Genomic DNA, 24821 nt, shown 5'->3' with positions numbered 1-24821 from the left:
AATGCTCGATACCCAAACCTAATGTCCGAGTAATGAGGAAAAACAGCGGGGCGGGCAATGCCCCCGTCTCGCTTCTTTCGGGAGGATAGGATGAAGGCACGTTTGTTCGCTTATGCCGGAGCGCTGGCCATCGGCTGCGCTTCGCTCGCCCCGGCCACCGCGCAGGACGCTCCCGCGGTCACGGCGGAGTCGGCGACGCTCGCGGTGCGCGGCGACGCGCCGGGCCCGGTCTACGACAAGCGGATCTTCACCCAGTTCGCCGAACATCTCGGCAACGGCATCTACGGCGGCCTGTGGGTCGGCAACGATCGCAAGATCCCGAACACGCGCGGCTTCCGCAACGATGTGGTCGGTGCGCTGCGCGATCTCGGCACGCCCGTCATCCGCTGGCCGGGCGGCTGCTTCGCCGACGAATATCACTGGCGCGAAGGGATCGGGCCGAAGAACAAGCGCCCGGTCAAGATCAACACCCATTGGGGCGGCGTCACCGAGCCCAACACCGTCGGCACGCACGAATTCATGGACGTGACCGAGCAGATCGGCGCCGACGCCTATATCTCGGGCAACGTCGGCAACGGCACGCCGCAGGAAATGGCCGAGTGGGTCGAATACATCACCTCGCCCGCCGGCTCGCTCGCGGACGAGCGGGCGGAGAACGGCCGCAAGCAACCGTGGAAGCTGCCCTATTTCGGCATCGGTAACGAATTGTGGGGCTGCGGCGGCAACATGAAGCCGGAATATGCCGCCGACGTCACGCGTCGCTACGCCACCTTCATCAAGGCGCCGGCCGGCACCAAGATCGACAGGATCGCCTCGGGCGCGAACGGCGACGACTATAACTGGACCGAGGTGATGATGCGCGAGACGGGCGGGATGCTCAACGGGCTCTCGCTCCATTATTACACCGTGCCCGGCGTCTGGGAGAAGAAGGGCTCCGCGATCGACTTCGACGAACTCGGCTGGGCGGAAACGCTCGCCAAGACGTGGAAGATGGAAGAGCTGGTCACCAAGCACAGCGCGATCATGGACAAATACGATCCGCAGAAGAAAGTGTATCTGGCGGTCGACGAATGGGGCACCTGGTACGATCAGGATCCGGGCACGCATCCGGGCTTCCTGCGCCAGCAGAACTCGCTTCGTGACGCATTGGTCGCCGCGATCAACCTCAACATCTTCGCCAAGCATGCCGACCGCGTGAAGATGACCGCGATCGCGCAGATGGTGAACGTCCTCCAGGCAATGATCCTGACCGACGGCAACAAGATGGTGCTGACGCCGACCTATCACGTCTTCAAGATGTACAAGCCGTACATGGACGGCACGGTGCTGCCGATCGACATCAAGTCGCCGTGGTACAACAAGGACCAGTGGACGATCCCGGCGGTCAGCGCCTCGGCGGTCCGCGACAAGGCCGGCGTGGCGCACGTCGCGCTCGCCAACGCCGATCCGAACCGCACGATCACCGTCACCACCACGCTGACCGGGATCAATGCGTCGCGCGTCGGCGGCATGATCCTGACCGGGCCGAAGGTGAATTCGCTCAACACCTTCGAACAGCCCAACACCGTCGTTCCGGTCGCCTTCAACGGCGCGCAACTGACCGGCGGACAGCTCACCGTCACGCTGCCGGCCAAGTCGGTGGTGATGCTGGACCTGAACTGATGAACAACGATCAGGCGCGGCTGTCACGCCGCCTGTTCGTGGCCGGGGGCGCGGCGCTTGCCGCCGCCCCCGCGCTGGCCCGCACCCGCGTCGGCGTGGGCGCCGGCACCATCGTCAACCCGCTGGTCCGGCAGCGCGCCGACGCGCAGGTGTTCCGCCACACCGACAGCTGGTATTACATGACCGGCTCGGTGCCCGAATACGACCGGCTGGTGCTGCGCCGCTCGAAGACGATCGCGGGCCTGACGACCGCGACCGAAAAGGTGCTGTGGCGGCACGAAAAGACCGGCCCGCTCTCCGGCTTCCTCTGGGCGCCCGAGCTGCACCTGATTGGGGGCAAGTGGATCATGTATTTCGCCGCCGGCCCCAGCGGCGGCGGCGCGGACGTGTTCCGCATCCGCACCCATGCGGTGGTCTGCGACGGCGCCGACCCGATGACCGGCAAGTGGACGGTGCTCGGGCAGCTCCAAACGCCGTGGGACAGCTTCAACCTCGATTCGACCAGCTTCGTCCATCGCGGCCAGCGCTATCTGGCATGGGCGCAGCGCGAGGAGGGGATAGACACCAATTCCAACCTCTATCTCGCCCCGCTCGCAACGCCGCTGACCTTCGCGGCAAAGCCCGCGCGGCTGACGATCCCCGAGCTGCCGTGGGAGATTCAGGGCTATAAGGTCGCCGAGGCCCCCGCGCTGCTGGCGCGCAACGGTCGCTTGTTCATGACCTATTCGGCGAGCGCCACCGACGCGCGTTACTGTCTGGGGATGCTCACCGCACGCGACGATGCCGACATCATGGACCCCGCGGTGTGGACCAAATCGCCACAGCCGGTGATGAAGACCTCGCGCGAGCACAAGATCTTCGGCCCCGGCCACAACAGCTTCACCGTCGATGAGCGCGGGCGCGACATGCTGGTCTTCCATGCGCGCGATTACGAGAAGATCGTCGGCGACCCGCTGTTCGATCCCAACCGCCACACCCGCGTCCAGCCGATCCGCTACGATGCGGCGGGCGTTCCGCAATTCGATCCGCCGGTCGCCAACGGCCCGCTACCGCGCGGGGCTTAGCCATCCCTTCCCTCTCCCCTTGAGGGGAGAGGGATGCGCAGACTTAGTCTTTGCGAAGCGAAGGCTTAGTCGGAGCTGGGTGAGGGTGGGCGCTTGCGAACGCGAGCGCGCGAGCCATTTGGCTCGCTTGACCCCCTCACCCACACTGCGCTTCGCCTAATTGTATGAGTATTGCAGATCATGTCTGCACCCCGGCAGGAGCCTCACCATGCGCACCTTCCTCCGCAGCACCAGCGCGGCTCTCCTGCTCGCCACCGCCCCAGCCGCAACCGCGCCGCCCGCGCTGACCGGCAACCTCACCCCCGTCCACGATCCGGCGATCATCGCGGATAACGGCACCTACTACCTCTTCGTCACCGGCCATGTGCGCAGCCGCGACGGGCTGATCCCGCTCCGCACCTCGACCGATCTCCACCATTGGACACTGCGCGGCGCATCCTTCCCCGCACTCCCGGCGTGGGCCGGCAAGCACGTCCCCGGCACTGCCGGCATGTGGGCGCCCGATATCTCGAAGACCGGCGGCGAATACCGCCTCTATTACTCGCTATCGACCTTCGGGAAGAACCGCTCCGCGATCGGCATCTCCACCGCGCGTCGGCTCGATCCCGGCGCGCCCGCCGCCCATTGGGTCGACAAGGGACCGGTCGTCGAGTCCAGCGCCGGCGGCGACTTCAACGCGATCGACCCCGCCGCCTTCACCGACGCCGACGGCCGGCAGTGGCTGGCGTTCGGCAGCTTCTGGAGCGGGATCAAGTTGATCGAACTGGATGCGTCGACCGGGCTGCGCCTTCCGGCCACGCCGATGCACAGCCTCGCCGCGCGCCCCTCGCCGGGCGCGATCGAGGCGCCGTTCGTCATCCGCCACGGCCGTTATTATTACCTGTTCGCCTCGTTCGACTTCTGCTGTCGCGGCGCGAAGAGCAGCTACAACACCGTCGTCGGCCGCGCGACCGCGCCGACCGGCCCGTACCTCGATCGCGCCGGCACGCCGATGCTCAAGGGCGGCGGCACCCCGGTACTCGCCTCGGGTCAGGGCACCGGCAACCGTTATGTCGGCCGCGGCCACAATGCGATCCTGCAAGGCCGGGACGGCGACCGCATCGTCTACCACGCCTATGACACGCAACGGAACGGCACCCCGACGCTCCGCATTCAGCGGCTGATTTGGGATGCCGAGGGCTGGCCGCACGCGCAATAAGCCCCTCCCCTTCAAGGGAGGGGTGAAAAGCTCAGAAACTCGCCTCGCCGTAAACGCGCGACAGATCCCCGCCCCATGCGCCATGGTACAGGTCGAGCAACCGCTCCGCCGGCACCTTCCCGGCGCGCACGATCTCGCGCAGCGGCTCCAGGAACCCGGTCTCGTCCTCGCCCGCCGCGCTGACCCGCGCGCGCGCCTTCAACCCGCCATGCGCGATGTCGAGCACCGCGCCCGCAATGTCGCGCAACTGCCCGCCGCCGGGGATCGGCGCCGACAGGCCCAGCTTCGGCACCGCGTCGCGCAGCGCCTGCCGCTCATCGAGCGTCCAGTGCTTGACCAAATCCCAGGCCGCGTCCAGCGCCGCACCGTCGTACAGTAACCCGACCCAGAACGCCGGCAGCGCGCAGATGCGGTTCCACGGCCCGCCATCCGCGCCGCGCATCTCGAGGAAGGTCTTTAGCCGCACCTCGGGGAAGGCGGTCGACAGATGGTCGTCCCAATCGGTGATCGTCGGTTTCTCGCCGGGCAGCACCGAAAGCTCGCCGCGCAGGAAGTCACGGAAGCTCAAGCCCGCCGCGTCGATGTAGCGCCCGTCCCGGTAGACGAAGTACATCGGCACATCGAGCATATAGTCGGCGTACCGCTCGTACCCGAACCCGTCCTCGAACACGAACGGCAGCATCCCGGTCCGCGCCGGGTCGGTGTCCGACCAGATGTGGCTGCGATAGCTAAGGAAGCCGTTTGGCTTTCCTTCCGTGAACGGCGAACTCGCGAACAGCGCGGTGGCGAGCGGTTGCAGCGCCAGCCCGACGCGGAACTTCTTCACCATGTCGGCTTCGCTGGCATAATCCAGGTTCACCTGGATCGTGCAGGTGCGCAGCATCATGTCCAGCCCCATCGTGCCGACGCGCGGCATGTGGCGCAGCATGATGGCGTAGCGGCCCTTGGGCATGATCGGCAGCTCGGCGCGCGTCTTGTCGGGCCACATGCCCATCCCGAGGAACCCGATCCCCAGCTTCTCGCCCGCCGCTTTCACCTGTGCCAGGTGCCGCCCGGTCTCGGCGCAGGTCTGGTGCAGGTTCTCCAGCGGCGCGCCCGACAGTTCGAACTGCCCGGCGGGCTCGAGGCTGACCGAACCGTCCGCACCGCTCAGCGCGATGACGTTGCCGCCTTCCTCGATCGGCCGCCAGCCATGCTGTTCCAGCTCGCCCAGCAACGCGCGGATACCGCCGGCCTCGTCATAGGACGGCGCGTGATGATCGCTGGTGGCATAGACGAATTTCTCGTGCTCGGTGCCGATCCGCCAGCGCTCCGCCGGCTTCTCGCCACTGGCGAAGCGCGCGATCAATTCGTCGCGCGATTGGATGGCGCTCGCGCGCGTTTCCGAAACCGTCCTGGTCGTCATGGCCGCGCCTTACGCCGCGATTTATCACCGCGCTAGGGTGGATCGGCTTGCGATGGGTAAAGCCTCGTCACCAATCGCCCGCCACCGCCATCCACACCGCGACCGCCGCCGCCGCCGCGGTATCCGCGCGCAGGATCCGCGGCCCCAGCGCGATGCCCACCGTCGCCGGATGCGCGCGGATCGCGGCGCGTTCCTCGTCGTCGAACCCGCCCTCCGGCCCGATCAGGATCGCCGCCGGCCCGCGCCGCGCGCGCATCGCCGCCGCCGCCGGTTCGCCGCCCAGTTCGTCCGCGAAGAACAGCGCCCGCTCGCTCGGCCAGTCGCGCAGCAGCGCCGGCAGCTTCACCATCTCCGCCACGTCCGGAACCGCGGTGCGCCCGCACTGCTCCGCGGCCTCGACCATATGCGCGCGCAACCGCTCGGTGTTGGGCTTGTCGACCACCGTCCGCCGCGTCACCACCGGCACCAGCCGCGCGACCCCCAGCTCGCACGCCTTCTCCGCCATCCAGTCGACGCGCCCCTTCTTCAGCGGCGCGGCGACCAGCCACAGGTCCGGCACCGCCTCGCGCGCGCGCAGCCGCTCCTGGACGTCGAGCGTCAGGTCGCGCTTGCCGATCGCGCTCGCCACCGCCAGCCATTCGCCGCTGGCATCGTCGAACAATTTGACCGGATCGCCCGGCTTGGTCCGCATCACCGAGATCAGATAATGCGCCTGCGGCCCCGCCAGCGTCAGCGGCCCGGGCGCAAGCGCCGTTTCGACGAACAGCCGCGGCGTCGAGCGCGGCGGCCAGGCGGGCACCGCCCCCATCATTTCTTCCTTCCCCGTCCGATCAGCAGGCGCGCGATCAGGAACAGCAACGCCCCCACCAGCGCGACGACCAGCACCACGCCCGTCACCACCCCGGCGACGCGCAGGATGGCATAGAACAGCGCCTCGAAAAACCGGCCGATCGCGACCGACAGATGGATCACTTCGCCGAAACGCGTGTCCAGCGCTGCTCCTTGCACCCGAAGCCCGCGAACAGGCAGCCCTGCGCGACCAACGTGTTGCGCCCGTCGAGCTGCAACGTCCCGTCGACCTCACGTCCGATGTCGGGCACGAACACCGTCCCCGCCCACGTCCCGTCGCCATCGCGCTCGAAGCCACGGAACAAGGGCGTGCCGACCAGTCGATCGGTCCCGCCCGCCGCGGCATCGTCCTTGGCCTTGTCGCTCGCCGACACCACCGTGCCGCACATCCCCGGCTCGCCACGGCACGGCGCAACGCGGATCCGGACGCTATCGCCGGCATTGCGCCACGTCCCCGCGAGCGGATCGGTGGCAGCGGCGGCGAGCAAGGCGAGAAGGGTCAACATACGCGCAAACCTCGTGGAAAACCGAAGCCTCTATCTAGTGACGCGTTGCGCCGGAATGAACCGGCTGATCGCACTCAACGAACAACCCGGATCGGCGAAACTGCCAACTCTTAGGCGACGATATCCGCACGATAGTTTATCCGCTCGTGATGACCTCGCCTGCCCTCCGCTGGAGCGACCTCGGCCTTTCGCCGATTGCCTTTCATCTCGGCCCGCTACCGATCCGCTGGTACGCACTCGCCTTCATCGCCACCTTCGCACTGGGTCGCTGGTACCTGAGACGATTGCTGCGGGTGGACGGTGCGCCGTTGCGCTTGGAGCAGGTCGACGATCTGCTTTCCTGCGTGGTGATTGGTGTCATCGGCGGCGGAAGGCTCGGGTACGCCACCTTCTACCAACCGGAGCTTTGGGCGCATCCGCTCGAACTGTTAAGCCTTTGGCATGGCGGTATGTCATTTCACGGCGGGCTGATCGGCCTGCTTGTGGCATTGACGCTGTTCGCGCGGCGGACGCGGGTTCCGTTGCTATCGTTGCTCGATTACGTCGGCTGTGCCACGCCCTTCGGCATGATCCTCGTCCGCATCGCCAACTTCATCAACGGCGAGCTTTGGGGCCGCCCCACCACTTTGCCATGGGGCATGATCTTTCCCGGCGCGGGAGATGACGTGCCGCGCCATCCAAGCCAGTTGTACGAGGCAGGATGGGAAGGGATCGGCACGATGGTATTGCTGTCGTTCCTTTTCTGGCGAACCGGCCTGCGTCATCAGCCGGGCCGGCTCGCGGGCGCGGGGCTGGTCTGGTATGCGGTCGGTCGATTCATGCTGGAGCGTGTGCGCCAGCCCGATCATGGCCTTGAACATCTCTGGTGGGGGCTGACGATGGGACAGACGCTGAGCATTCCGATCCTGATCGGCGGCATCTTCCTTCTCGTTCCGCGCTCCGGATCGGCGCATCGCGAGCCGCCACGAACGGCGATCTCATGACCGACATCGTTCCCGACACCCAGCACCGCGGCCTCCTTTCGCTCCTGCCGCCCCGCGCGCGGTTGTTCGCGTCGCTGGCGCGCTTCGATCGGCCGATCGGCTGGTGGCTGCTGTTCTGGCCCGGCGCATGGGGCGTCGCGCTCGCCGGAGGCGTGGTCGAGCGCTGGCCGCTGCTGCTGTGGCTGCTGGTCGGCAGCATCGCGATGCGCGGCGCGGGGTGCGTCTACAACGACATCGTCGACCGCGATCTCGACGCCAGCGTCGCGCGCACCCGCTCGCGCCCGCTCGCCAGCGGCGCGGTCTCGGCGAAGGCGGCGTGGGTGTTCCTGCTCGCGCTCTGCCTGATCGGGTTGGTCGTGCTGCTCCAGCTCCATGTACCCGCCGCGCTCGTTTCGCTCGCCGCGATCGCGCCGGTCGCCGCCTACCCGTTCATGAAGCGGATCACCTGGTGGCCGCAGGCGTGGCTGGGGCTGGTCTTCTCCTGGGCGGCGCTGGTCGGCTGGACCGAGACTTGGGGGGCGCTCACCCCGCCTGGCCTGACGCTCTATGCCGGCACGATCTTCTGGGTCATCGGCTATGACACGATCTACGCGCTGCAGGATCGCGAGGACGATGCACTGGTCGGCATCCGCTCCTCCGCGCTCGCGCTCGGCCGCCACGTCCGCGCCGGGGTCGTCGCCTGCTATGCGCTCGCGCTCGCGCTCTGGGCGGCGGCATTGTGGCAGGTGCGCGCCGATCCGCTGATCCTCGCCGCGCTCGCGCCGCTCGCGCTCCACCTGTTCTGGCAGGTCGCGACATTGCGCGACGATGACGGCAGCGGCGCGCTCGATCGCTTCCGCAGCAATCGCACCGCCGGGCTGCTGATGTTTCTCGCCTGCGTCGTGGTGGGCACGCGCATCCAATAACGCTGCCGCGGCGTTTTCCCCCGCGATATGGCATCCGCAACCTTTCGCCCCTAAGTCCCCCTTATGCTCACCCCTTCCCAAGCGCAGGACCGCGCCCACGACATCGTCCTCCGCGCCACCGCCGCCGGAGCCGACGCGGCCGACGCGGTCTTCGCCGCCAGCGCCTCGACCGAGGTGTCGGTACGGCTCGGCAAGCTCGAGGATGTCGGTCGGTCGGAGGGCGAGGATCTCGGCCTGCGCGTCTTCGTCGGGCAGCGTTCGGCCAGCGTTTCGACCTCCGACCTGTCCACCGCCGCGATGGACGCACTGGTCGAACGCGCGGTGGCGATGGCGCGCGAAGCCCCCGAGGACCGCTGGGCCGGGCTCGCCCCCCAGGAGCGATTGCTCCACGGCGCGCCGCCCGCGCTCGACCTCGCCGATCGCCACGCCAGCACCCCCGAGCAACTCCGCACCGCCGCGCAGCGCGCGGAAGAAGCCGCGCGCGCGGTAGAAGGCGTCACCAACAGCGAGGGCGGCGGCGCCTCGGCCTCGGAGAGCGTCTGGGCGCTCGCCACCAGCCACGGCTTCGCGGGCAGCTATGCCACCACGGGCTTCAGCGTCTCGGCCAGCGTGATCGCGGGCGAGGGCAGCGCGATGCAGCGCGACTATGCCTTCCACGCCGCGCGCCACCTTGCGCACGTCGACACGCCCGAGGCGATCGGCCAACTCGCGGGCGAGCGGGCGGTCGCGCGGCTCGATCCGGGCGTGGCGCGCAGCGGCACGATGCCGATCGTCTTCGATCCGCGCGTCGGCGCCAGCCTGCTCGGGCATCTGAGCGGCGCGATCACCGGCGGCGCCATCACCCGCCGCACCAGCTTCCTGCTCGACTCGCTCGGCACCGAAGTCTTCGCGCCGGGCGTCACGATCCGCGACGATCCGCACCGCCCGCACGGCCTGCGCTCGCGCCCATTCGACGGCGAGGGGCTGCCCGTGTCGCCGCTCGCGATCATCGAGAACGGCATCCTCGAAAGCTGGCTGCTCGACAGCGCCTCGGCCCGGCAGTTGGGATTGGAGCCGACCGGCCATGCCGCGCGCGGGATCGCCGGCGCACCGGGCGTGTCGACCAGCAACCTCTATATGGAGGCCGGCAAGGTGCCGGTCGCGACGCTGATCGAGGATATCGAGGACGGCATCTACGTCACCGAACTGATCGGTCAGGGCGTCAACCCCGTCACCGGCGACTACAGCCGCGGCGCGGCCGGCTTCGCGATCCGCGGTGGCGAGATCGTCGCGCCGGTCGCGGGCTTCACGATCGCGGGCAATCTGCTTGCCATGTACCGCGCGCTCACCCCTGCCAACGACCTCGTCTTCCGGCAGGGGGTCAACGTTCCGACGCTGCGGATCGACGGGATGACAGTCGCCGGTGGCTGAGCCGGCCACCCCATCGCGCGCGCCCGATCCCGGCCTGGTCGAGGCGGTCACCGCGGTCGCGCGCGACGCCGGGCAGATGGCGCTCGCGCGTTGGCGCACCGACTTCGCCCGCTGGGAAAAATCGGAAGGCAGCCCGGTCTGCGAGGTCGATCTCGACGTCGACCGGATGCTCCGCGCGCGGCTTGGCGCCTTGCTCCCCGATGCCGGCTGGCTGTCGGAGGAAACCGCCGACAATGCCGACCGGCTCGCGTGCCGCCGCGTCTGGGTGGTCGATCCGATCGACGGCACGCGCGACTATATCCGCGGGCGCACCGGCTGGTGCGTGTCGATCGCCCTGGTCGAGGACGGCCGCCCGGTGATCGGCGTGCTCGACGCACCGGCGCGCGAGGAAGTGTGGTGCGCCACCGCGCCCGGCCACGCGACTCGCAACGGCGCGCGCGTCACTGCCGGCGGACGCGATACCCTGCCCGGCGCGCGCGTCCCCGTCGATGCGCTCCCCAAGGTCGACCGCGACCTGACCGCGGTCGAGAAGCCCAATTCGATCGCCTTGCGCGTCGCGATGGTCGCCGCCGACCACGCCGATCTGGTCGCCACGCTACGCTGGGGCAACGAATGGGACATTGCCGCCGCGGTGCTGGTGGCAAGCGCCGCGGGCGCGTCGGTCAGCGACGCGATCGGCGCGCCCTTGGTCTTCAACAAGCCCGATCCGCGCGCGTACGGCGTGCTCGTCAGCACCGCCGGCATCCACGACGCCGCCATCCTCCGCCTCGCCGACCGCGTGAAGGCGGCGCTGGGTTAAAGCCTCCTCCCGTCATCCCGGACGTGATCCAGAATCCCGCTTCTCCCCCAGCCGCCACCCCGGCGAACGCCGGGGCAGTTAGATGGAGCGGGTCAACGGAGGGTGGCGAGCCAGCATCCTACATCAACAACCGCACCCCGACGATCAGCAACACCACCGCCAGCGCCGGCGTCACCACCCGCTCCGGCAAGCGATCGGTCAGCTTCGCGCCGAGGATCACCCCCGGCACCGACCCGAGCAGCAGCGACCCCAACAGCGGCAGATTGATGTTCCCGATCACCGCATGACCGATTCCGCCGATCAGCGCGACCGGCACCGCATGAAGGATATCCGTCCCCACCAGCCGCTTGGCGTTCAACCGGAACGGGTAGAGCATCAGCAGCAACGTTGCCCCCAGCGCGCCCGCGCCCACCGAGGTCAACGTGATGAGCGTCCCCAGCAACGCCCCCGCCGCCGCGGTCAGCAGCGGTTGCCAGCGCAGCATCGCCTCGGTCCGCGCGCCCTCCGCGCGTGCGAAGCGCCGCGCCAGCTTGGCCCGGAACGGCGTCAGCAGCGCGGAAATGACCAATGTCACCCCCAGGACGCGTACGATCAGCCCGTTGCTCTCGGCCTTGTGGCCATGGCTCGACAGCCACCACAAGGTGAGCGCTACCGCGGGCAGGCTTCCCCAGCACAGCCGTTTGACGATCGCCCAGTCGGCGTTGTTCTGCCGGTGATGCATCGTTCCACCGACGATCTTGGTGATCGCGGCGAACCATAGATCGGTCCCGACCGCCGTCGTCGGTGCGACCCCGAACAGCAGGATCAGCAGCGGCGACATCAGCGAGCCGCCGCCGACCCCGGTCAGCCCGACGATCGTGCCGACCAGAAATCCTGCCAGCGTGCTCAGTAGGTCCAAAGCGGTCTGCCCCCGTTCATCGCCGTTACCTGCGACGCGCCGCCCACCGCGGCAAGCGCAGAAAAGCTTGGGGCTGCGAAGCTGGAACCGCAGTCACATGCCTGAACTCCCACGCCGCCCTGGCGCCACCCCCTCCGTCACCGCGGCGAAGGCCGGGGCCCAGTCGGGAAAGCCAACGAAACAGAGCGCAACGTCAATCATCAGCGCGCACCGACCCGCCCGCCTTCTTCCGCAGAAGGACGCCCCGGCATCGCCAAATCCCGCCCGAATTGGTGAGGACCAGCGTGCTCGCCGCCATCAACCGCACGAACGCCGGATAAGCGAGCGCCGGCACCAGCGCGATCCGCTCACAACCCGAGAACCGCGCCGCCAACGGCCCCGCCACCTCCGGATTGGGGTGAAGCGGCACGACGACGCCGACATCCTCGCGTCCGGCCAATTGCGTCAGCGCCTCGGCGATTTCCGCCAGCGCCTTGCCGTGGCTCTCGCGTCGATGCACCGTGACGGTCACGATCCGCCGTCCCGCAAACCGCGCCAGCACCGGCGCGACCGCGTCCGCCACCGTCGGCTCGGCGGCGATCCGCTTGCGCACGATCCGCAGCGCATCGGCGGCCGTGTTGCCGGTCAGGTGGATCGCCGCCGCCGGCACGTTCTCCGCCCGCAACGCCGCCACCGCCGCTTCGGTCGGCGCGAAGTGGAGGTCGGCGAGCGCGCCCGCGACGCGCCGGCTGCCCTCCTCCGGCCATGGCGCGGACAGGTCGCCGCTCCGCAGCCCCGCCTCGACATGCGCGACCGGGATCCCGCGCAGGTACGCCGCCAGCGTGGTGGCGAGCGTCGTCAGCGTATCGCCGTGCACCACCACCCGCGCGGGTCGCTCACGCTCCAACGCGGTGCCGATCGCGGCCAGCATCGCCGCCAACGCCGCGTCGAGCGTCGCTCCCACGTTCATCAGCGACAGCTTTACGTCGGCGATGATCCCGAATGTGCCCAGCGCCTGATCGAGCAGCTCGCGATGCTGTCCCGTCACCAGCACCCGCGTGTGGAGACGGGGGTATTTTCGCAGCCCTTCGATCACCGGCGCCATCTTGATCGCTTCCGGACGTGTCCCGAAGACGATGAGCAAGCGGGGCCGATGCAACGCGCGAACGCTCCCAAGGGTTGTTGCGCCAGCGGAACCTGACGCATGGTCGGGTGATTAAGCGGCCATCAAGGGAGTTTGCAATGCGACTGGTGATGATCGGCCTCGGCCGGATGGGCGGCAACATGGCACGCCGCCTGATGAAGGCTGGACACGAGGTTGTCGCCTTCGATCGCGATGCCCAAGCTGTTGAAAAGCTTGTCGAACATGGTGCGATTGCGGCGACTTCGGTCGACGATGCGCGTGCCAAGGCGGGCAGTCCGGCGATCTGGTGGGTGATGCTCCCGCACGGCGAAATCACCGACGGCATGGTCGACCAGATCGCCGCCGGCGGCAGCGCGGGCGACGTGGTGATCGATGGCGGTAACAGCTTCTACAAGGACGATATTCGTCGGGCGAAGGCGCTCGCCGAAAAGGGCATCCACTATGTCGATGTCGGCACGTCGGGCGGCGTCTGGGGGCTGGAACGAGGCTATTGCATGATGATCGGCGGACCGAAGGACGTCGTCCAAGATCTTGACCCAATTTTCGCTGCCCTCGCCCCCGGAATGGGTACCATTCCTCGCACCGTCGGCCGAAAGGACGGCACCGACCCGCGCGCCGAGAACGGCTACATCCACGCCGGCCCGGCCGGTGCGGGCCATTTCGTGAAGATGGTCCACAACGGCATCGAGTACGGGCTGATGCAGGCCTATGCCGAGGGCTTCGACATTCTGAAGGGCAAGGCGTCGGAAAAACTGCCCGAGGATCAACGCTATGACATCGACCTCGCCGACGTCGCCGAAGTGTGGCGGCGCGGCAGCGTGATCTCGTCGTGGCTGCTCGACCTGACCGCCGACGCGCTCACCGCCGATGGCAAGCTGGAGAAGTTCAGCGGCAACGTCGCCGATTCGGGCGAGGGCCAATGGACGATCGAGGCTGCGATGGAGGAGGCGGTGCCTGCCAACGTCCTGACCACCGCGCTGTTCGCACGCTATCGCAGCCGCGTCGAACATACCTTTGGCGAAAAGGTCTTGTCGGCGATGCGCTTCGGCTTCGGCGGCCATGTCGAGATGCCGCAATAATGGCGATCCGCCTGCTCGTGTCGGATCTCGACGGCACATTGGTCGACAAGGACAAGAACCTCACCGCCGCCACGATCGCCGCCGTCGACCGGCTGCGTGCGGCGGGGGTCGGCTTCACGGTGATCAGCGCACGCCCGATGTCGGGGATCCGTCCGCTGCTCAAACCGCTTGGGCTGGACGGCGACGTCGCGGCGTTCAACGGCGGGATCGTGTTCCGTCGCGACGGCACGATCGTCAGCCATGTCACCATTCCTCCGGAAATTGCACGCGGTGTCATGGACATGGCCGATGGCGTCGACACCTGGGTCTTCGCCGAGGACCAATGGTATGCCAGCAACGGCGACGGTCCGCATACGCAAAGCGAGCGGCGCAGCAGCGCGCAGGAGCCCTTGGTCGTCGCGTCATTCGACGATTTGCTCGATCATGCCGACAAGATCACCTTCGTCAGCGACGAGGAGCAAGCCCTCCACGCGCTCTACGAACGCGTCCATGCTCGCTACGGCACCGACGCGACCGTCGCGCAGTCGCAGACCTATTACCTCGACGTCACGGCGCTTACCGCGAACAAGGGCGACGGCATCGCCGCGCTCGCCAAGGCGCTGGACGTCGATCTCGCCGACACCGCGGCGATCGGCGATCAGGCCAACGACCTGCCGATGCTGGCGCGCGCCGGCCTGTCGATCGCGATGGGCAACGCGCCCGACGCGGTGAAGGCGAAGGCGCACGCCACCACTCGCGCGAACGATGAAGATGGCGTAGCGCACGCCATCGACACACTTATTCTGCGCACCGGAGATACCGAATGAAGAAGCTCGTCGCCTTCGACCTCGACGGCACGCTCGCGCTCAGCAAGCAACCGCTGAAGGACGATATGGGCGAGACGCTGGCCGATCTGCTGACGGTCGCCGATGTCGCGGTGATCTCGGGCGGCGACTGGCCGCAGTTCGAGAAGCAGGTCGCCAGCCGCCTGCCCGAACGCGCCGATCGTTCGCGGCTGTGGCTGATGCCGACCACCGGCACCAAGCTGTACGTCCACAAGGATGGCGCGTGGCAGACGGTCTATGCCGAGCTGTTCGACGACGCCGAGAAGCAGAAGATCATCACCGCCTTCGGTGAATCGCTCGAGGCGACCGGCTTCGTCCCCGAACAGACTTGGGGTGAGCGGATCGAGGATCGCGGCAGCCAGATCACCTTCTCCGCGCTCGGTCAGGAAGCACCGATCGAGGCCAAGGAACATTGGGATCCCGATTTCGCCAAGCGCAAGGTGATCCAGGCCGATCTGCGCCAGCGGCTGCCGGGGCTCGCGATCAACATGGGCGGCGCGACCTCGATCGACATTACTCGTGAAGGCGTCGACAAGGGTTATGGCCTGCGCAAGCTCGCCAAGGAGAGCGGGTTCGAGTTGTCCGAGATGCTCTTCATCGGCGACGCGATCTTCCCGGGCGGCAACGACTATCCCGCGCACGAGGCCGGGGTCGATTGCGTGCGGGTCCGCGATCCGCAGGAAACCATCAGCGTCGTCACCGCGATCGTCGCCTGCCAGAAGTAACCCGTGATCGACGTACCGGGGCTGTACGCCCGCTTCATCAACTGGATCGGCGATGGCACCGGTACCACCGACACGGTCCTGCACATCCATGCCGGCATGGCGGTGCTGATGATCGCGCGGATCGTCACGCGCCGCTCGCTCGGCACGTTCATCCCGCTATCGTTGGTGGTGGTGGCCGAGTTGGCGAACGAGGTCCTCGACCGGCTCCATTATCATAGCTGGCGGTGGTGGGACACGATTCCGGATGTCATCAACACTTTGTTCTGGCCGACTGTGATCTGCCTCGCGGTGAGGCTTCGCCCGATGCGTCCAGTCCGGCGGCGCTGACGCCAACCCGTCCATCGAAATCGCGTTAGGACGTTCGCCATCTAGATTTTGGCTGGCGAACGTTCGTCGTTCACCCGCACCTACCCTCTTTCGTTGCCTCGGACTTGATCCGGGATGACAGAAGAAACAGCTGAGTTGTGGACGCCATCAGCGCCAGCGCCATTGTACCGCTCAACCTCCATTGCCGACGTGGCTTTAGAGCACGACATGGTCCGCCACTGCCACATCGCGCAAGCATCGCTCCGCCACCCCAATCTGTTAGCGGCCCACAATGGGGCTGTCCTACATCACCATCGCGAACATAAAGGGAACGTTCTCGACGATGGAGGACGATACATGCCCGACAAGTTCCAGAACAACGCCGACAGCGCCAGCGCCCCCTCAAGCGCACCCTACGCCATCCAACCCGATGACACCGCCCCGCTTCCCAGCGTCCCGCGCGGCATCTATGTCGGCACCGGCGGCACGATCGTGCTTCGCGGTGTCGAGGGGACTGAAGATGTCACCTACCGCAACCTCCCCGACGCCAGCTATGTCGCGGTGCGCGCTTTATATGTCCGCGCGACCGGCACCACGGCCACCAATCTGATCGCGGAGGCCTGACATGACGCGGACTTCGGGATCAATCGGCGGCGCGGTGACCGCTGCCGCTCTCGCGCGCGTCGGCGCACCCGTACCGGCGGTGGAGACCGCCTCGGCCACCGCGCTGCTAAGCTGGGCGGCGGCGCGTGGGCGCGTGCGCACCGGATCGGCCGACGTCGCGCGTATCGCCTTCGTCGGCGACAGCAAGACGGTCGGCGCCGGCGCGGGAAGCGGCACCAACTTCACCGCCGGTGCCTTCGCGCGCTCGCGCCCGGCGCGGGTCGCGGCGTTGCTGGCGGCGGGTGGCTTGCCGGTGCGCGCCGACACGTTCTTCGGCTGCGCAGGGATGACCAGTATCGCCGATCTGCTCGCCTACGATCCGCGCCGCAGTGGCTTTTCGAGCTGGAGTGGCGGCGTCAATTCGCTGGGCGGCGCGACGATGAGCACCGGCAACACCAACCCGGCGCAGTTCCAGTCCGCTGGCGTCGTCGATCGCTGCTCGGTCTTCATCCGTAACGACAGCGACCGCCCGGCGTTCACGGTTATCAAGGGCAGCGAGAGCGTCACGCTGACCCCTTCGGGATCGACCGGCGGCTTCGCGAGACTGGAGGTGAGCTTCGCGACCCGCGATACCGCGCCGATCGTGATCGTGCGCAGCGGCACCACCGGCAATCTGCAGCTCGCCGGCCTGGTGGCATGGGACAGTTCGCGGCCGGGCATCGAGATCGCCAATTTCGGCGTCTTCGGCACGGTGACGGGCTTCTACACGGACATGACCCTCGGCTATTCGCCGGGTACGGCGCTGGCGAGCTATGCGCCCCACCTGACGATCATCAATTTCGGTACGAACGACTGCGCGCAGGCCGTGCCGATGGCGACGTGGCTCGCGAACATTCGCACGATCGTCCAGCAGGTGCGCTCGATCGGCAGCGTCATCCTAACGTGGCCGGCGGTCGGCGGAAGCACCCCGGCCGGAGGCGCCGACGCGACACGCAGCCTGTGGCGTGCGGCCTTGCGCGCGTTCGCGTTCGACAACGGCTGCCTGTTCATCGACGACGAGGCGCTGCTCGGCGGCCGCGCCGCCGCGCTGTCGAGCGGTGCCTTCGCCGACAGTCTCCATGAAACATCATGGGCCTATGACGTGGAGGCAGCGGCGATCGCGCGGGCGATCCTCTAGCACCCGCACCTGACACGGCCTCGCCGCTGCTGCGGCGGGGCCTCGGATGCTTGCGACCAGCTACAGCCCGCGTGCCGCCGTCGCGCAGGCGTCGCCGATGTTGCGGCCCGTGAGCCCGACAGCCGATCCTGACGTGCGAATATCGGCACGCGCGCGCGCGGTGACGGGCGGGTATCCGCACGCTTCCGGGCAGCGACCATCCATTACTTAGAATTAGTCGTTATCTTACAGCTGCTTAAGTGATTTCAGCCAAGCACTTCGCTGCGGCCACGATCCGCGATAGCCTCGCTGCCAAGACGTCCTTCGATGCGGACGCGAGGAGAGGTTATGCACAGCACCATCATTCCGCCTGAAGCCGAAGGCCCGCGCCGCCTTCACCACCATCTTTACGTCCAGGTGCTGGTCGCGATCGTCGTCGGCGCGATCGTCGGGCATTTCTATCCCGACATGGGCGCGGCACTGAAGCCGCTCGGCGATGGCTTCATCAAATTGGTCAAGATGGTGATCGCGCCGGTCATCTTCCTGACGCTGGTCAGTGGGATCGCCGGACTGAGCGAGCTGCGCGCGGTCGGTCGCGTCGCCGGCAAGGCGTTCGGATACTTCCTCTTCTTCTCGACGCTCGCGCTGATCGTCGGGTTGATCGTCGCCAATGTCGTTCGACCCGGCGCGGGGATGAACATCAATCCCGCGACGCTCGATACCGGCGCGGTCGCCGATTACGCCGCCAAGGCGCACGACACGACGCTCACCGGCTTCCTGCTCAACATCATCCCCGACACGCTCGTCTCCGCACTCACGCAGGGCAACATCCTGCAGGTGCTGCTGGTCGCGATCCTGTTCGGTGTCGCGATCAGCCTGGTCGGCAAGCCCGCCGCGCCGATCCTCGACATGATCGAGCGGCTCAACATCGTCGTGTTCCGCGTCGTCGCGATCCTGATGCGCGTCGCCCCGCTCGGCGCATTCGGCGCGATCGCCTTTACCGTCGGCAAGTACGGCGTCGGCAGCCTCGTCAACCTCGGCGGACTGGTCGCGACCTTCTATCTGACCTCGGCGCTGTTCGTCTTCGGGATCCTCGGCATCGTCGCGCGGCTGCACGGCTTCTCGATCCTGCGGCTGATCGGGTATCTGAAGGGCGAGCTGCTGCTGGTGCTCGGCACCTCCTCGTCGGAGCCGGCGCTGCCCGGATTGCTGACCAAGCTCGAGGCCGCCGGGTGCGACCGCGGCGTGGTCGGGCTGGTCGTTCCGACCGGCTATTCGTTCAACCTCGACGGCACCAACATCTACATGACGCTCGCGGCGCTGTTCATCGCGCAGGCGTGCAACGTCGACCTGACGATCGGCCAGCAATTGCTGCTGCTCGGCGTCGCGATGCTCTCGTCAAAGGGCGCGGCGGGCGTTACCGGGGCGGGGTTCATCACGCTGGCGGCGACGCTGTCGATCGTCCCGACCGTGCCCGTCGCGGGCATGGCGCTGATCCTCGGCGTCGATCGCTTCATGAGCGAATGTCGCAGCCTGACCAACTTCGTCGGCAATGCGGTCGCCGCGATCGTGGTTGCACGCTGGGAAGGCAAGCTCGACCGGCCGGCGCTCGACGCCGCACTCGCCGGACGTCCGATTGCCCTTACGGCGGCGCCGGAATTGATCGACTAAGCCAGACGGGTTGCCGCCGGTCGTTGGTGACCGGCGGCATTAAGCAACATGCATAAATCAATCTAACGTATACTTTCCACTATTTTTCCGCTATTTAGCTTTGTAGATAAAAGGACAGGCTTATTTGGTCTTTCCAGGGCGAGCGGCTGTATCCGGAGACACACAGTCAACTTCGACCATGGAATCAAGAGTTTGGCTGAAGCATTGGCGATCGAGAAGAACTTACAACGAATTTCATCTTCTGTTGTTGCACTGCCTCTTCCTGCTTGTAAAAGCCTATGGTGAGGGCGATGGCTTTCCGGCAAGGATCGCTATCGTCGTCGGGCATGCATAGGCGCATCAACAATGCGCCTGAGAGGGGATGGGTACCGTGCCGAATTATGCGGCCGCGCTGCAACACGTTGTTAATCCAGCTAACATTCGCCCGTCGACGCAACAATTCAGCCATATATCGATACTTGCTGCATTGTTGGCCGAATTTCACCGCAGCATGAGCATTCGAGGGCTCCGTTACTTCAGCGGCAACATCGACCGTTTCATGGTATTCTGCCTGTTGCTACGCACCAGCCTTTCGCAGCCCGAGCATAGCGGCACCATCTCGGTTCATTCCGCCGCGATGTCGCTGGGGCGCCCGTTCGAAACCGTGCAACGGCACATTTGCGCCTTGCTGGAAGATCGGGTGTGCGAACGCACGCGCAGCGGCGTCACGCTCTCGGAAGCGTTCTGGGCGCGCCACGACAATTGGCAGCAATTACGCTATGCGCATGACTGCTTCGTCCGCCTGATCGCCGATGGCGTGCCGCATGGCTTGTTCTCCGTCGGGGCGGTGCCGGCGACCACGTCGACGCGGCTCCCGCTGACCGACGGGATCTGCGCCGCGATCGACCTGTATCTGGCGCTTGCCGAGGCCAATCGCACGCTCTGCTCGGAATCGCTGGACCTCGCGATCTTCTCGGTCGTGCTGCACAGCAATTATCAGGCGCTCCAGGCCGATCGCGCGCTCGGCGGCTTCAGCGGTCCTGCGATCCTGCTGCCACGTCATGGCGTTCGCGTCGCACAAATTGCGCGAGTGCTGTCGACCCCAGACACCACGGTACGCCGCCGCGTCGCACCGCTCAGCGTCGAGGGCGGCCCCTATCGACGCACCACCGGCGGCTTGCTCGTGTCGCCCGACTATCTCCGCCAGCGCGATCAGCCGAGCAACAGCAACAGCGCCAAGCACGGATCGATTCGCCTCATCGTCCAGCGCGCGGTCGCCGCAGGCCTCTCGCTACGCGATCCGGTAAGGTCCTATTCGGACGGACGCCCGCCCACGCCGCGCATCGACTGACATCAGCCGCCGCGTGGCCGTTTCGGGACCAGCGACGACAGGATGCCGCGCACCGTTCGCACTTCTTGACTCGACCAGCCGGGCTTGGTCAGCAAGGTGCGCAGCATCCGCCGCGTCGTGGGCGTGCGATCGGGCGGGAAATAATAGCCGCCCTCGTCGAGCAGCAGGTCGAGCTGCGCGATCATTCCGTTCAGTTCGACCTGCGGCGCCGGTGGCTCGGCATCGACGCTCGGTGGGCTCGCCAGCGCCTGCCCCTTCGACCATTCATACGCGACGAGGATCACCGCCTGCGCCAGGTTGAGGCTGCCGAACTCGGGGTTGATCGGGACGGTGATGATCGTCCGCGCCACCGCGACATCGTCGGTTTCCAGACCGGCGCGCTCGGGCCCGAACAGGATCGCCGAGCGCCCTGGCGCCGCGTGGATCGCCTGCGCCGCCGCTGACGGAGTGACAACCGGCTTGGTCACGCCGCGCTTGCGCACGGTCGTCGCATAGACATAGGTGCAATCGGCAACCGCATCGGCGACCGTTTCGAACACCGCCGCGCGCTCCAGCACGATATCCGCCCCCGACGCCGCCGGGGCGGCCTGCGGATTGGGCCAGCCATCGCGAGGCGCGACCAGCCGCAGCTCGACTAGCCCGAAATTGAGCATCGCCCGCGCCGCCTTGCCGATATTCTCGCCCAATTGCGGGCGGACGAGGACGATGACCGGGGGCAGGGCAGAGGGCCTATCCGCGCTACGCTCGTCGTGAGGAGATGTCGAATCGCCGTCAGCCGCCGTGGCTAGAGTGCTATCACTCTCGCCCTCGATCATTCCGTCCTGAGAAGAGACTGAAACAGCGTCAGACGCCGTAGCTAGAACCCCCTCGCCCTCACCCTCAATCCGTTCGTCCTGAGGAGAGATTGAAACAGCGTCAGACGTCGGCGCGCCCTCACCTTCCTCCGTTCGGTTCGAGCCAGCGTCGAGCGCAGCCGAGACGCGCAGTCGAGAACGCGCCGCCGCAGTTATCGCCTGCCAATCTCCTGCGAACAGCGCCTCCTTCTTGGCGCGCGACCAGTCCTTCACCTGCCGCTCACGCTCTAGCGCCTCGATCCGCGTTGGAAAGTCCTGCACCCACATCAGATCCACCGGTCGACGGTCATGCGTGTAGCCTGGGATCGCTCCCGATTGATGCTGGGCGATCCTGCGTTCGAGATCGTCGGTGTGGCCAGTGTAATAACTGCCATCGGCGCAGCGCAGGATGTAAACGTAGAAGCTCATCGAAGCGCTATGTTCTCGACGGGCGCATCTCGGCAAGCTCGATGCTGCTCGAAACGAACGGAGCAAAGCAAAATCACCCCCGCCCGGCTTCCTCCACGCTCCCCGCGAATTCTTCGAAGTCACGCGCTTCGCTGAAGTCGCGATAAACGCTCGCGAACCGGATATAGGCGACCGAGTCGAGCCCCTTGAGCCCGTCCATCACCATCTCGCCGATCCGCTTGGCCGACACCTCGGCCTCACCGCTGGTCTCCAGCTGCCGCTGGATTCCGCTGACCAGCTTCTCCAGCCGCACTGGCTCGACCGGCCGCTTGCGCGCCGCGATCGAAATGGAGCGAAGCAACTTCTCGCGGTCGAACGGTTCGCGGCGGAGTTCGCTTTTCACCACCGTCAATTCGCGCAACTGGATACGCTCGAAGGTGGTGAAACGCGCCGCGCAGCCCTCGCACTGGCGCCGCCGTCGGATCGCCGCCCCATCGTCCGTGGGGCGGCTATCCTTCACCTGACTGGCGTCATGACCACAAAAGGGCAGCGCATTCAGCGCGTCACTTGTTCTTGGTGCCCTTGTGATAGGCGTAGGCCGCGCCCGCGATCGCGCCGAAGATCGGCCCGACCACCGGCAGCGGGATCGCGACGACCGCGCCCAGCGCGCTCCACTTCGCCATGCTCTTGCCCAGCCCCGGCGTGTCCTTCACCGTGCCACGCACTTCGTTCACCTTGCTGTCGAAATCAGCCACCGATCATTCTCCTTATTGATAGATCGGGAACCGAGCGCACAGCGCGCGAACACGTTCCCGCACGTTCGCCTCGACCGTGGCGTCGCCGCCCTCGCCCTTCTCGCGCAGGCCATCGAGCACGTCGGCGACCATGTTGCCGATCTCGCGGAACTCGGCGGTGCCGAACCCGCGCGTCGTGCCCGCGGGCGAGCCGACGCGGATGCCGCTGGTCTTGACCGGCGGAAGCGGATCGTTGGGGATGCCGTTCTTGTTGCAGGTGATGCCGGCGCGCTCCAGCGCCTCGTCCGCATCGCGGCCGGTGATGCCAAGCGGGGTGAGATCGACCAGCGCGAGATGCGTGTCGGTGCCGCCCGACACGAGGTCCGCGCCACGCTCCTTCAGCGTCGCGGCCAGCACCTTGGCATTCTCCACGACCGCGGCGGCATAGCTCTTGAAGTCCGGCCGCAGCGCCTCGCCGAACGCCACCGCCTTGGCAGCGACGACGTGCATCAGCGGTCCGCCCTGCAGGCCCGGGAACACCGCCGAGTTGATCTTCTTCGCGATCGCCTCGTCATCGGTCATCACCATCCCGCCACGCGGGCCGCGCAGCGTCTTGTGCGTAGTGGTGGTGACGACATGCGCATGGCCGAACGGCGTCGGATGGACGCCGCCCGCGACCAGCCCGGCGAAGTGCGCCATGTCGACCATGAAATACGCCCCGACCTTGTCCGCGATTGCACGGAAGCGCGCGAAATCGATGTGGCGCGGGTACGCTGAGCCGCCGGCGATGATGATCTTGGGCTGGGTTTCGGCTGCCTGCTTTTCGACCGCATCATAATCGATCAGATGTGTGTCCGGCGCGACACCATATTGCACCGCGTTGAACCATTTACCACTCATCGCGGCACGCGCGCCGTGCGTCAGGTGCCCGCCCGCATCAAGGCTGAGCCCCATGATCGTGTCGCCGGGCTTCACCAACGCCAGCATCACCGCCCCGTTCGCCTGCGCGCCCGAATGCGGCTGGACGTTGACGAAGCCGCAGTTGAACAACTGCTTGGCGCGGTCGATCGCGAGTTGCTCGACCTCGTCCGACGGATGGCAGCCCTGATAATAGCGCTTGCCGGGATAACCCTCGGCATATTTGTTCGTGAAGACGGAGCCTTGCGCCTCCAGCACGGCGCGACTGACGATATTTTCCGATGCGATCAGCTCGATCTGCGTCTGCTCGCGGGTCAGCTCGTGCTCGATGCCGGCGAACACCGCCGCATCGGCCTCGGCCAGGCCGCGGGTGAAGAAACCATCCGGCTGGATGTCGGAAAGCGAGGTCGGGTTGGTGCTCATGCGGGCTCCTTGAGCATGTCGACGCGCGCGGCATGGCGCCCGCCGAGGAAATCCGTGGAAAGAAAGGCACGTACACAGGCACGCGCCATCTCGCTGCCGATCAGCCGTGCGCCCATCGCGATCGCGTTGGCGTCATTGTGGCTGCGCGCCAGTTCGGCGGAGAGCGGCTCGTTGACGAGGGCGCAGCGTACCGCCGGGTTGCGATTGACCGCGATCATGATCCCGATCCCCGATCCGCAAAGCGCGATCCCGCGCTCCGCCTCGCCTGCCGCCAACGTATCGGCGAGCTTGCGGCCGTAAGCAGGATAATCGACGCTGGCGTCGCCGTGCGTGCCGAGATCGATCACCTCATGCCCCTCGCCCGTCATCCAGTCGCGCAATTCGTCCTTGAGCGGGACGGCGGCATGGTCGCAGGCGATGGCGATACGCAAGGATCGACTCCCTCACTGAAAGGATGGCCGCGCTCTAGCGATCCGCGCGCGCCAAAGCTACCCGGAACGCGGCACCCCCGCCGCAGGTTGACGCACAATGACGAAGCGCCTGATCCTCCTCGCCTTCCCGCTCACGCTCGCCGCCTGCGCGCAGCCGGCGCCCGATCCCGCGCCAAGCGCGACCCCATCTGAGCGCGTTGGTCCGGTTGCGGCCCCGCGTGACGAACTTGGCGGCGGGCAGATGCGCGACAATGCGGTCGAACCCGCCGCCACCGCCGCACTGGAGGAGCGTTATTTAGGCCGCTGGATCGGGGTCGAGGGGATGTACCTCAACGTCACACGGCGCGAGGAGGGCGGCGTGACGCTCGACATACAGTGGGACCTCGACCATCGCGGGACGTTCGAGGGGTCGGTGACGGCGGAAGGACTGCGCTTCCTGCGCAACGGCGTCGCGGAGACTGCGGTGCTCGGCAACGGCGAGCAGACCGAGCTCAAATGGCTGGCGGGGAAGAAGGACTGCCTGATCGTAAAGCCCGGCGAGGGATATTGCCGGGCTTGATCGTCCTCCCCGCGCGCGC

Annotated in this window: 26 protein-coding genes and 1 pseudogene; 16 read left to right on the top strand and 11 right to left on the bottom strand. The window is 67.0% G+C overall.

Annotation, left to right across the window (positions count from 1 at the left end; all coding sequences use genetic code 11):
- Positions 1–90: 90 nt before the first annotated feature.
- The 3 genes and pseudogenes from QP166_RS00230 to QP166_RS00220 all read left to right on the top strand — a co-directional run bounded on the left by QP166_RS00230 (position 91) and on the right by QP166_RS00220 (position 3924).
- Positions 91–1662 carry an alpha-N-arabinofuranosidase gene (locus QP166_RS00230; RefSeq protein ID WP_333914081.1) on the top strand — a complete coding sequence of 524 codons (1572 nt, stop codon included), beginning with the start codon at positions 91–93 and terminating at the stop codon, positions 1660–1662.
- Positions 1662–2714: pseudogene (locus tag QP166_RS00225) on the top strand (glycoside hydrolase family 43 protein); the annotation flags it as partial. The gene QP166_RS00230 and the pseudogene QP166_RS00225, both read left to right, overlap by 1 nt.
- Positions 2715–2934: 220 nt before the next feature.
- Positions 2935–3924 (top strand): arabinan endo-1,5-alpha-L-arabinosidase, encoded by a 990-nt coding sequence (locus QP166_RS00220; RefSeq protein ID WP_333914080.1) that lies wholly within the window; start codon positions 2935–2937, stop codon positions 3922–3924.
- A 31-nt stretch (positions 3925–3955) separates the two neighbouring features.
- Here the strand turns inward: QP166_RS00220 and QP166_RS00215 are convergent, their stop codons facing one another.
- The 4 genes from QP166_RS00215 to QP166_RS00200 all read right to left on the bottom strand — a co-directional run bounded on the left by QP166_RS00215 (position 3956) and on the right by QP166_RS00200 (position 6684).
- Positions 3956–5329 (bottom strand): glutamate--cysteine ligase, encoded by a 1374-nt coding sequence (locus QP166_RS00215; protein WP_333914079.1) that lies wholly within the window; start codon positions 5327–5329, stop codon positions 3956–3958.
- 67 nt (positions 5330–5396) lie between these two features.
- Positions 5397–6137: a 16S rRNA (uracil(1498)-N(3))-methyltransferase gene (locus QP166_RS00210; protein WP_333914078.1), complete on the bottom strand. Its 741-nt coding sequence runs from the start codon at positions 6135–6137 to the stop codon at positions 5397–5399.
- The gene (locus QP166_RS00205; RefSeq protein ID WP_333914077.1) at positions 6137–6301 is read right to left on the bottom strand and encodes a hypothetical protein; all 165 of its coding nucleotides are present in this window, start codon (positions 6299–6301) and stop codon (positions 6137–6139) included. The genes QP166_RS00210 and QP166_RS00205 overlap by 1 nt, the downstream gene beginning before the upstream one ends.
- A complete protein-coding gene (locus QP166_RS00200) occupies positions 6298–6684 on the bottom strand; it encodes a DUF2147 domain-containing protein (RefSeq protein ID WP_333914076.1) in 387 nt (128 codons plus the stop codon). Before QP166_RS00200 ends, QP166_RS00205 begins: the two co-directional genes overlap by 4 nt.
- Positions 6685–6833: 149 nt before the next feature.
- Between QP166_RS00200 and lgt the strand changes: the two genes are divergently transcribed.
- The 4 genes from lgt to QP166_RS00180 all read left to right on the top strand — a co-directional run bounded on the left by lgt (position 6834) and on the right by QP166_RS00180 (position 10781).
- Entirely contained in the window at positions 6834–7667 is an 834-nt protein-coding gene (gene lgt / locus QP166_RS00195; protein ID WP_333914075.1) for a prolipoprotein diacylglyceryl transferase, read from the top strand.
- Positions 7664–8572, top strand: coding sequence for a 4-hydroxybenzoate octaprenyltransferase (gene ubiA, locus QP166_RS00190; protein ID WP_333914074.1), 909 nt, complete (start codon positions 7664–7666; stop codon positions 8570–8572). Before lgt ends, ubiA begins: the two co-directional genes overlap by 4 nt.
- Positions 8573–8635: 63 nt before the next feature.
- Entirely contained in the window at positions 8636–9982 is a 1347-nt protein-coding gene (locus tag QP166_RS00185; protein WP_333914073.1) for a TldD/PmbA family protein, read from the top strand.
- Complete coding sequence (locus QP166_RS00180; RefSeq protein WP_333914072.1) at positions 9975–10781, top strand: 3'(2'),5'-bisphosphate nucleotidase CysQ; 807 nt, start codon at positions 9975–9977, stop codon at positions 10779–10781. Before QP166_RS00185 ends, QP166_RS00180 begins: the two co-directional genes overlap by 8 nt.
- A gap of 118 nt (positions 10782–10899) precedes the next feature.
- On the opposite strand, the gene QP166_RS00175 is transcribed toward QP166_RS00180, so the two are convergent.
- Together QP166_RS00175 and wecB are read right to left on the bottom strand one after the other, a co-directional pair.
- Positions 10900–11679 (bottom strand): sulfite exporter TauE/SafE family protein, encoded by a 780-nt coding sequence (locus tag QP166_RS00175; protein WP_333914071.1) that lies wholly within the window; start codon positions 11677–11679, stop codon positions 10900–10902.
- A 193-nt stretch (positions 11680–11872) separates the two neighbouring features.
- Positions 11873–12802: a non-hydrolyzing UDP-N-acetylglucosamine 2-epimerase gene (gene wecB / locus QP166_RS00170; RefSeq protein ID WP_333914070.1), complete on the bottom strand. Its 930-nt coding sequence runs from the start codon at positions 12800–12802 to the stop codon at positions 11873–11875.
- Positions 12803–12900: 98 nt separating this feature from the next.
- Between wecB and gnd the strand changes: the two genes are divergently transcribed.
- The 8 genes from gnd (at position 12901) to QP166_RS00130 (ending at position 20496) form a co-directional block, all read left to right on the top strand.
- Positions 12901–13881, top strand: coding sequence for a phosphogluconate dehydrogenase (NAD(+)-dependent, decarboxylating) (gnd, locus tag QP166_RS00165; protein WP_333914069.1), 981 nt, complete (start codon positions 12901–12903; stop codon positions 13879–13881).
- Positions 13881–14687, top strand: coding sequence for an HAD family hydrolase (locus tag QP166_RS00160; RefSeq protein WP_333914068.1), 807 nt, complete (start codon positions 13881–13883; stop codon positions 14685–14687). The genes gnd and QP166_RS00160 overlap by 1 nt, the downstream gene beginning before the upstream one ends.
- Positions 14684–15430, top strand: a complete 747-nt coding sequence (locus QP166_RS00155; RefSeq protein WP_333914067.1) for an HAD-IIB family hydrolase — start codon at positions 14684–14686, stop codon at positions 15428–15430. Before QP166_RS00160 ends, QP166_RS00155 begins: the two co-directional genes overlap by 4 nt.
- Positions 15431–15433: 3 nt before the next feature.
- On the top strand, positions 15434–15757 hold the full coding sequence (locus QP166_RS00150) for a hypothetical protein (RefSeq protein WP_333914066.1): 324 nt from the start codon (positions 15434–15436) through the stop codon (positions 15755–15757).
- Positions 15758–16093: 336 nt separating this feature from the next.
- Positions 16094–16360 carry a spike base protein, RCAP_Rcc01079 family gene (locus QP166_RS00145; protein WP_333914065.1) on the top strand — a complete coding sequence of 89 codons (267 nt, stop codon included), beginning with the start codon at positions 16094–16096 and terminating at the stop codon, positions 16358–16360.
- 1 nt (position 16361) lies between these two features.
- Positions 16362–17516 (top strand): GDSL-type esterase/lipase family protein, encoded by a 1155-nt coding sequence (locus QP166_RS00140; protein ID WP_333914064.1) that lies wholly within the window; start codon positions 16362–16364, stop codon positions 17514–17516.
- A gap of 327 nt (positions 17517–17843) precedes the next feature.
- Complete coding sequence (locus QP166_RS00135) at positions 17844–19166, top strand: dicarboxylate/amino acid:cation symporter (RefSeq protein WP_333914063.1); 1323 nt, start codon at positions 17844–17846, stop codon at positions 19164–19166.
- Positions 19167–19656: 490 nt separating this feature from the next.
- The gene (locus QP166_RS00130) at positions 19657–20496 is read left to right on the top strand and encodes a hypothetical protein (protein WP_333914062.1); all 840 of its coding nucleotides are present in this window, start codon (positions 19657–19659) and stop codon (positions 20494–20496) included.
- Between the two features lie 2 nt (positions 20497–20498).
- Here the strand turns inward: QP166_RS00130 and QP166_RS00125 are convergent, their stop codons facing one another.
- The 5 genes from QP166_RS00125 to rpiB all read right to left on the bottom strand — a co-directional run bounded on the left by QP166_RS00125 (position 20499) and on the right by rpiB (position 24243).
- A complete protein-coding gene (locus QP166_RS00125; RefSeq protein WP_333914061.1) occupies positions 20499–21758 on the bottom strand; it encodes a TrmH family RNA methyltransferase in 1260 nt (419 codons plus the stop codon).
- 73 nt (positions 21759–21831) lie between these two features.
- A complete protein-coding gene (gene nrdR / locus QP166_RS00120; protein ID WP_443027233.1) occupies positions 21832–22296 on the bottom strand; it encodes a transcriptional regulator NrdR in 465 nt (154 codons plus the stop codon).
- A gap of 4 nt (positions 22297–22300) precedes the next feature.
- A complete protein-coding gene (locus tag QP166_RS00115) occupies positions 22301–22492 on the bottom strand; it encodes a hypothetical protein (protein WP_333914060.1) in 192 nt (63 codons plus the stop codon).
- A gap of 12 nt (positions 22493–22504) precedes the next feature.
- Positions 22505–23812, bottom strand: a complete 1308-nt coding sequence (glyA, locus tag QP166_RS00110) for a serine hydroxymethyltransferase (protein ID WP_333914059.1) — start codon at positions 23810–23812, stop codon at positions 22505–22507.
- Positions 23809–24243, bottom strand: a complete 435-nt coding sequence (gene rpiB, locus QP166_RS00105) for a ribose 5-phosphate isomerase B (protein ID WP_333914058.1) — start codon at positions 24241–24243, stop codon at positions 23809–23811. Before rpiB ends, glyA begins: the two co-directional genes overlap by 4 nt.
- Positions 24244–24340: 97 nt before the next feature.
- Between rpiB and QP166_RS00100 the strand changes: the two genes are divergently transcribed.
- Complete coding sequence (locus tag QP166_RS00100; RefSeq protein ID WP_333914057.1) at positions 24341–24802, top strand: hypothetical protein; 462 nt, start codon at positions 24341–24343, stop codon at positions 24800–24802.
- Positions 24803–24821 lie beyond the last annotated feature (19 nt).

The sequence above is a fragment of the Sphingomonas sp. LR60 genome (assembly GCF_036855935.1).
Classification (GTDB): Bacteria; Pseudomonadota; Alphaproteobacteria; order Sphingomonadales; family Sphingomonadaceae; genus Sphingomonas.
Note: the sequence above shows the minus strand (reverse complement) of the source record. Positions and strands in the feature narration are given on the sequence as shown.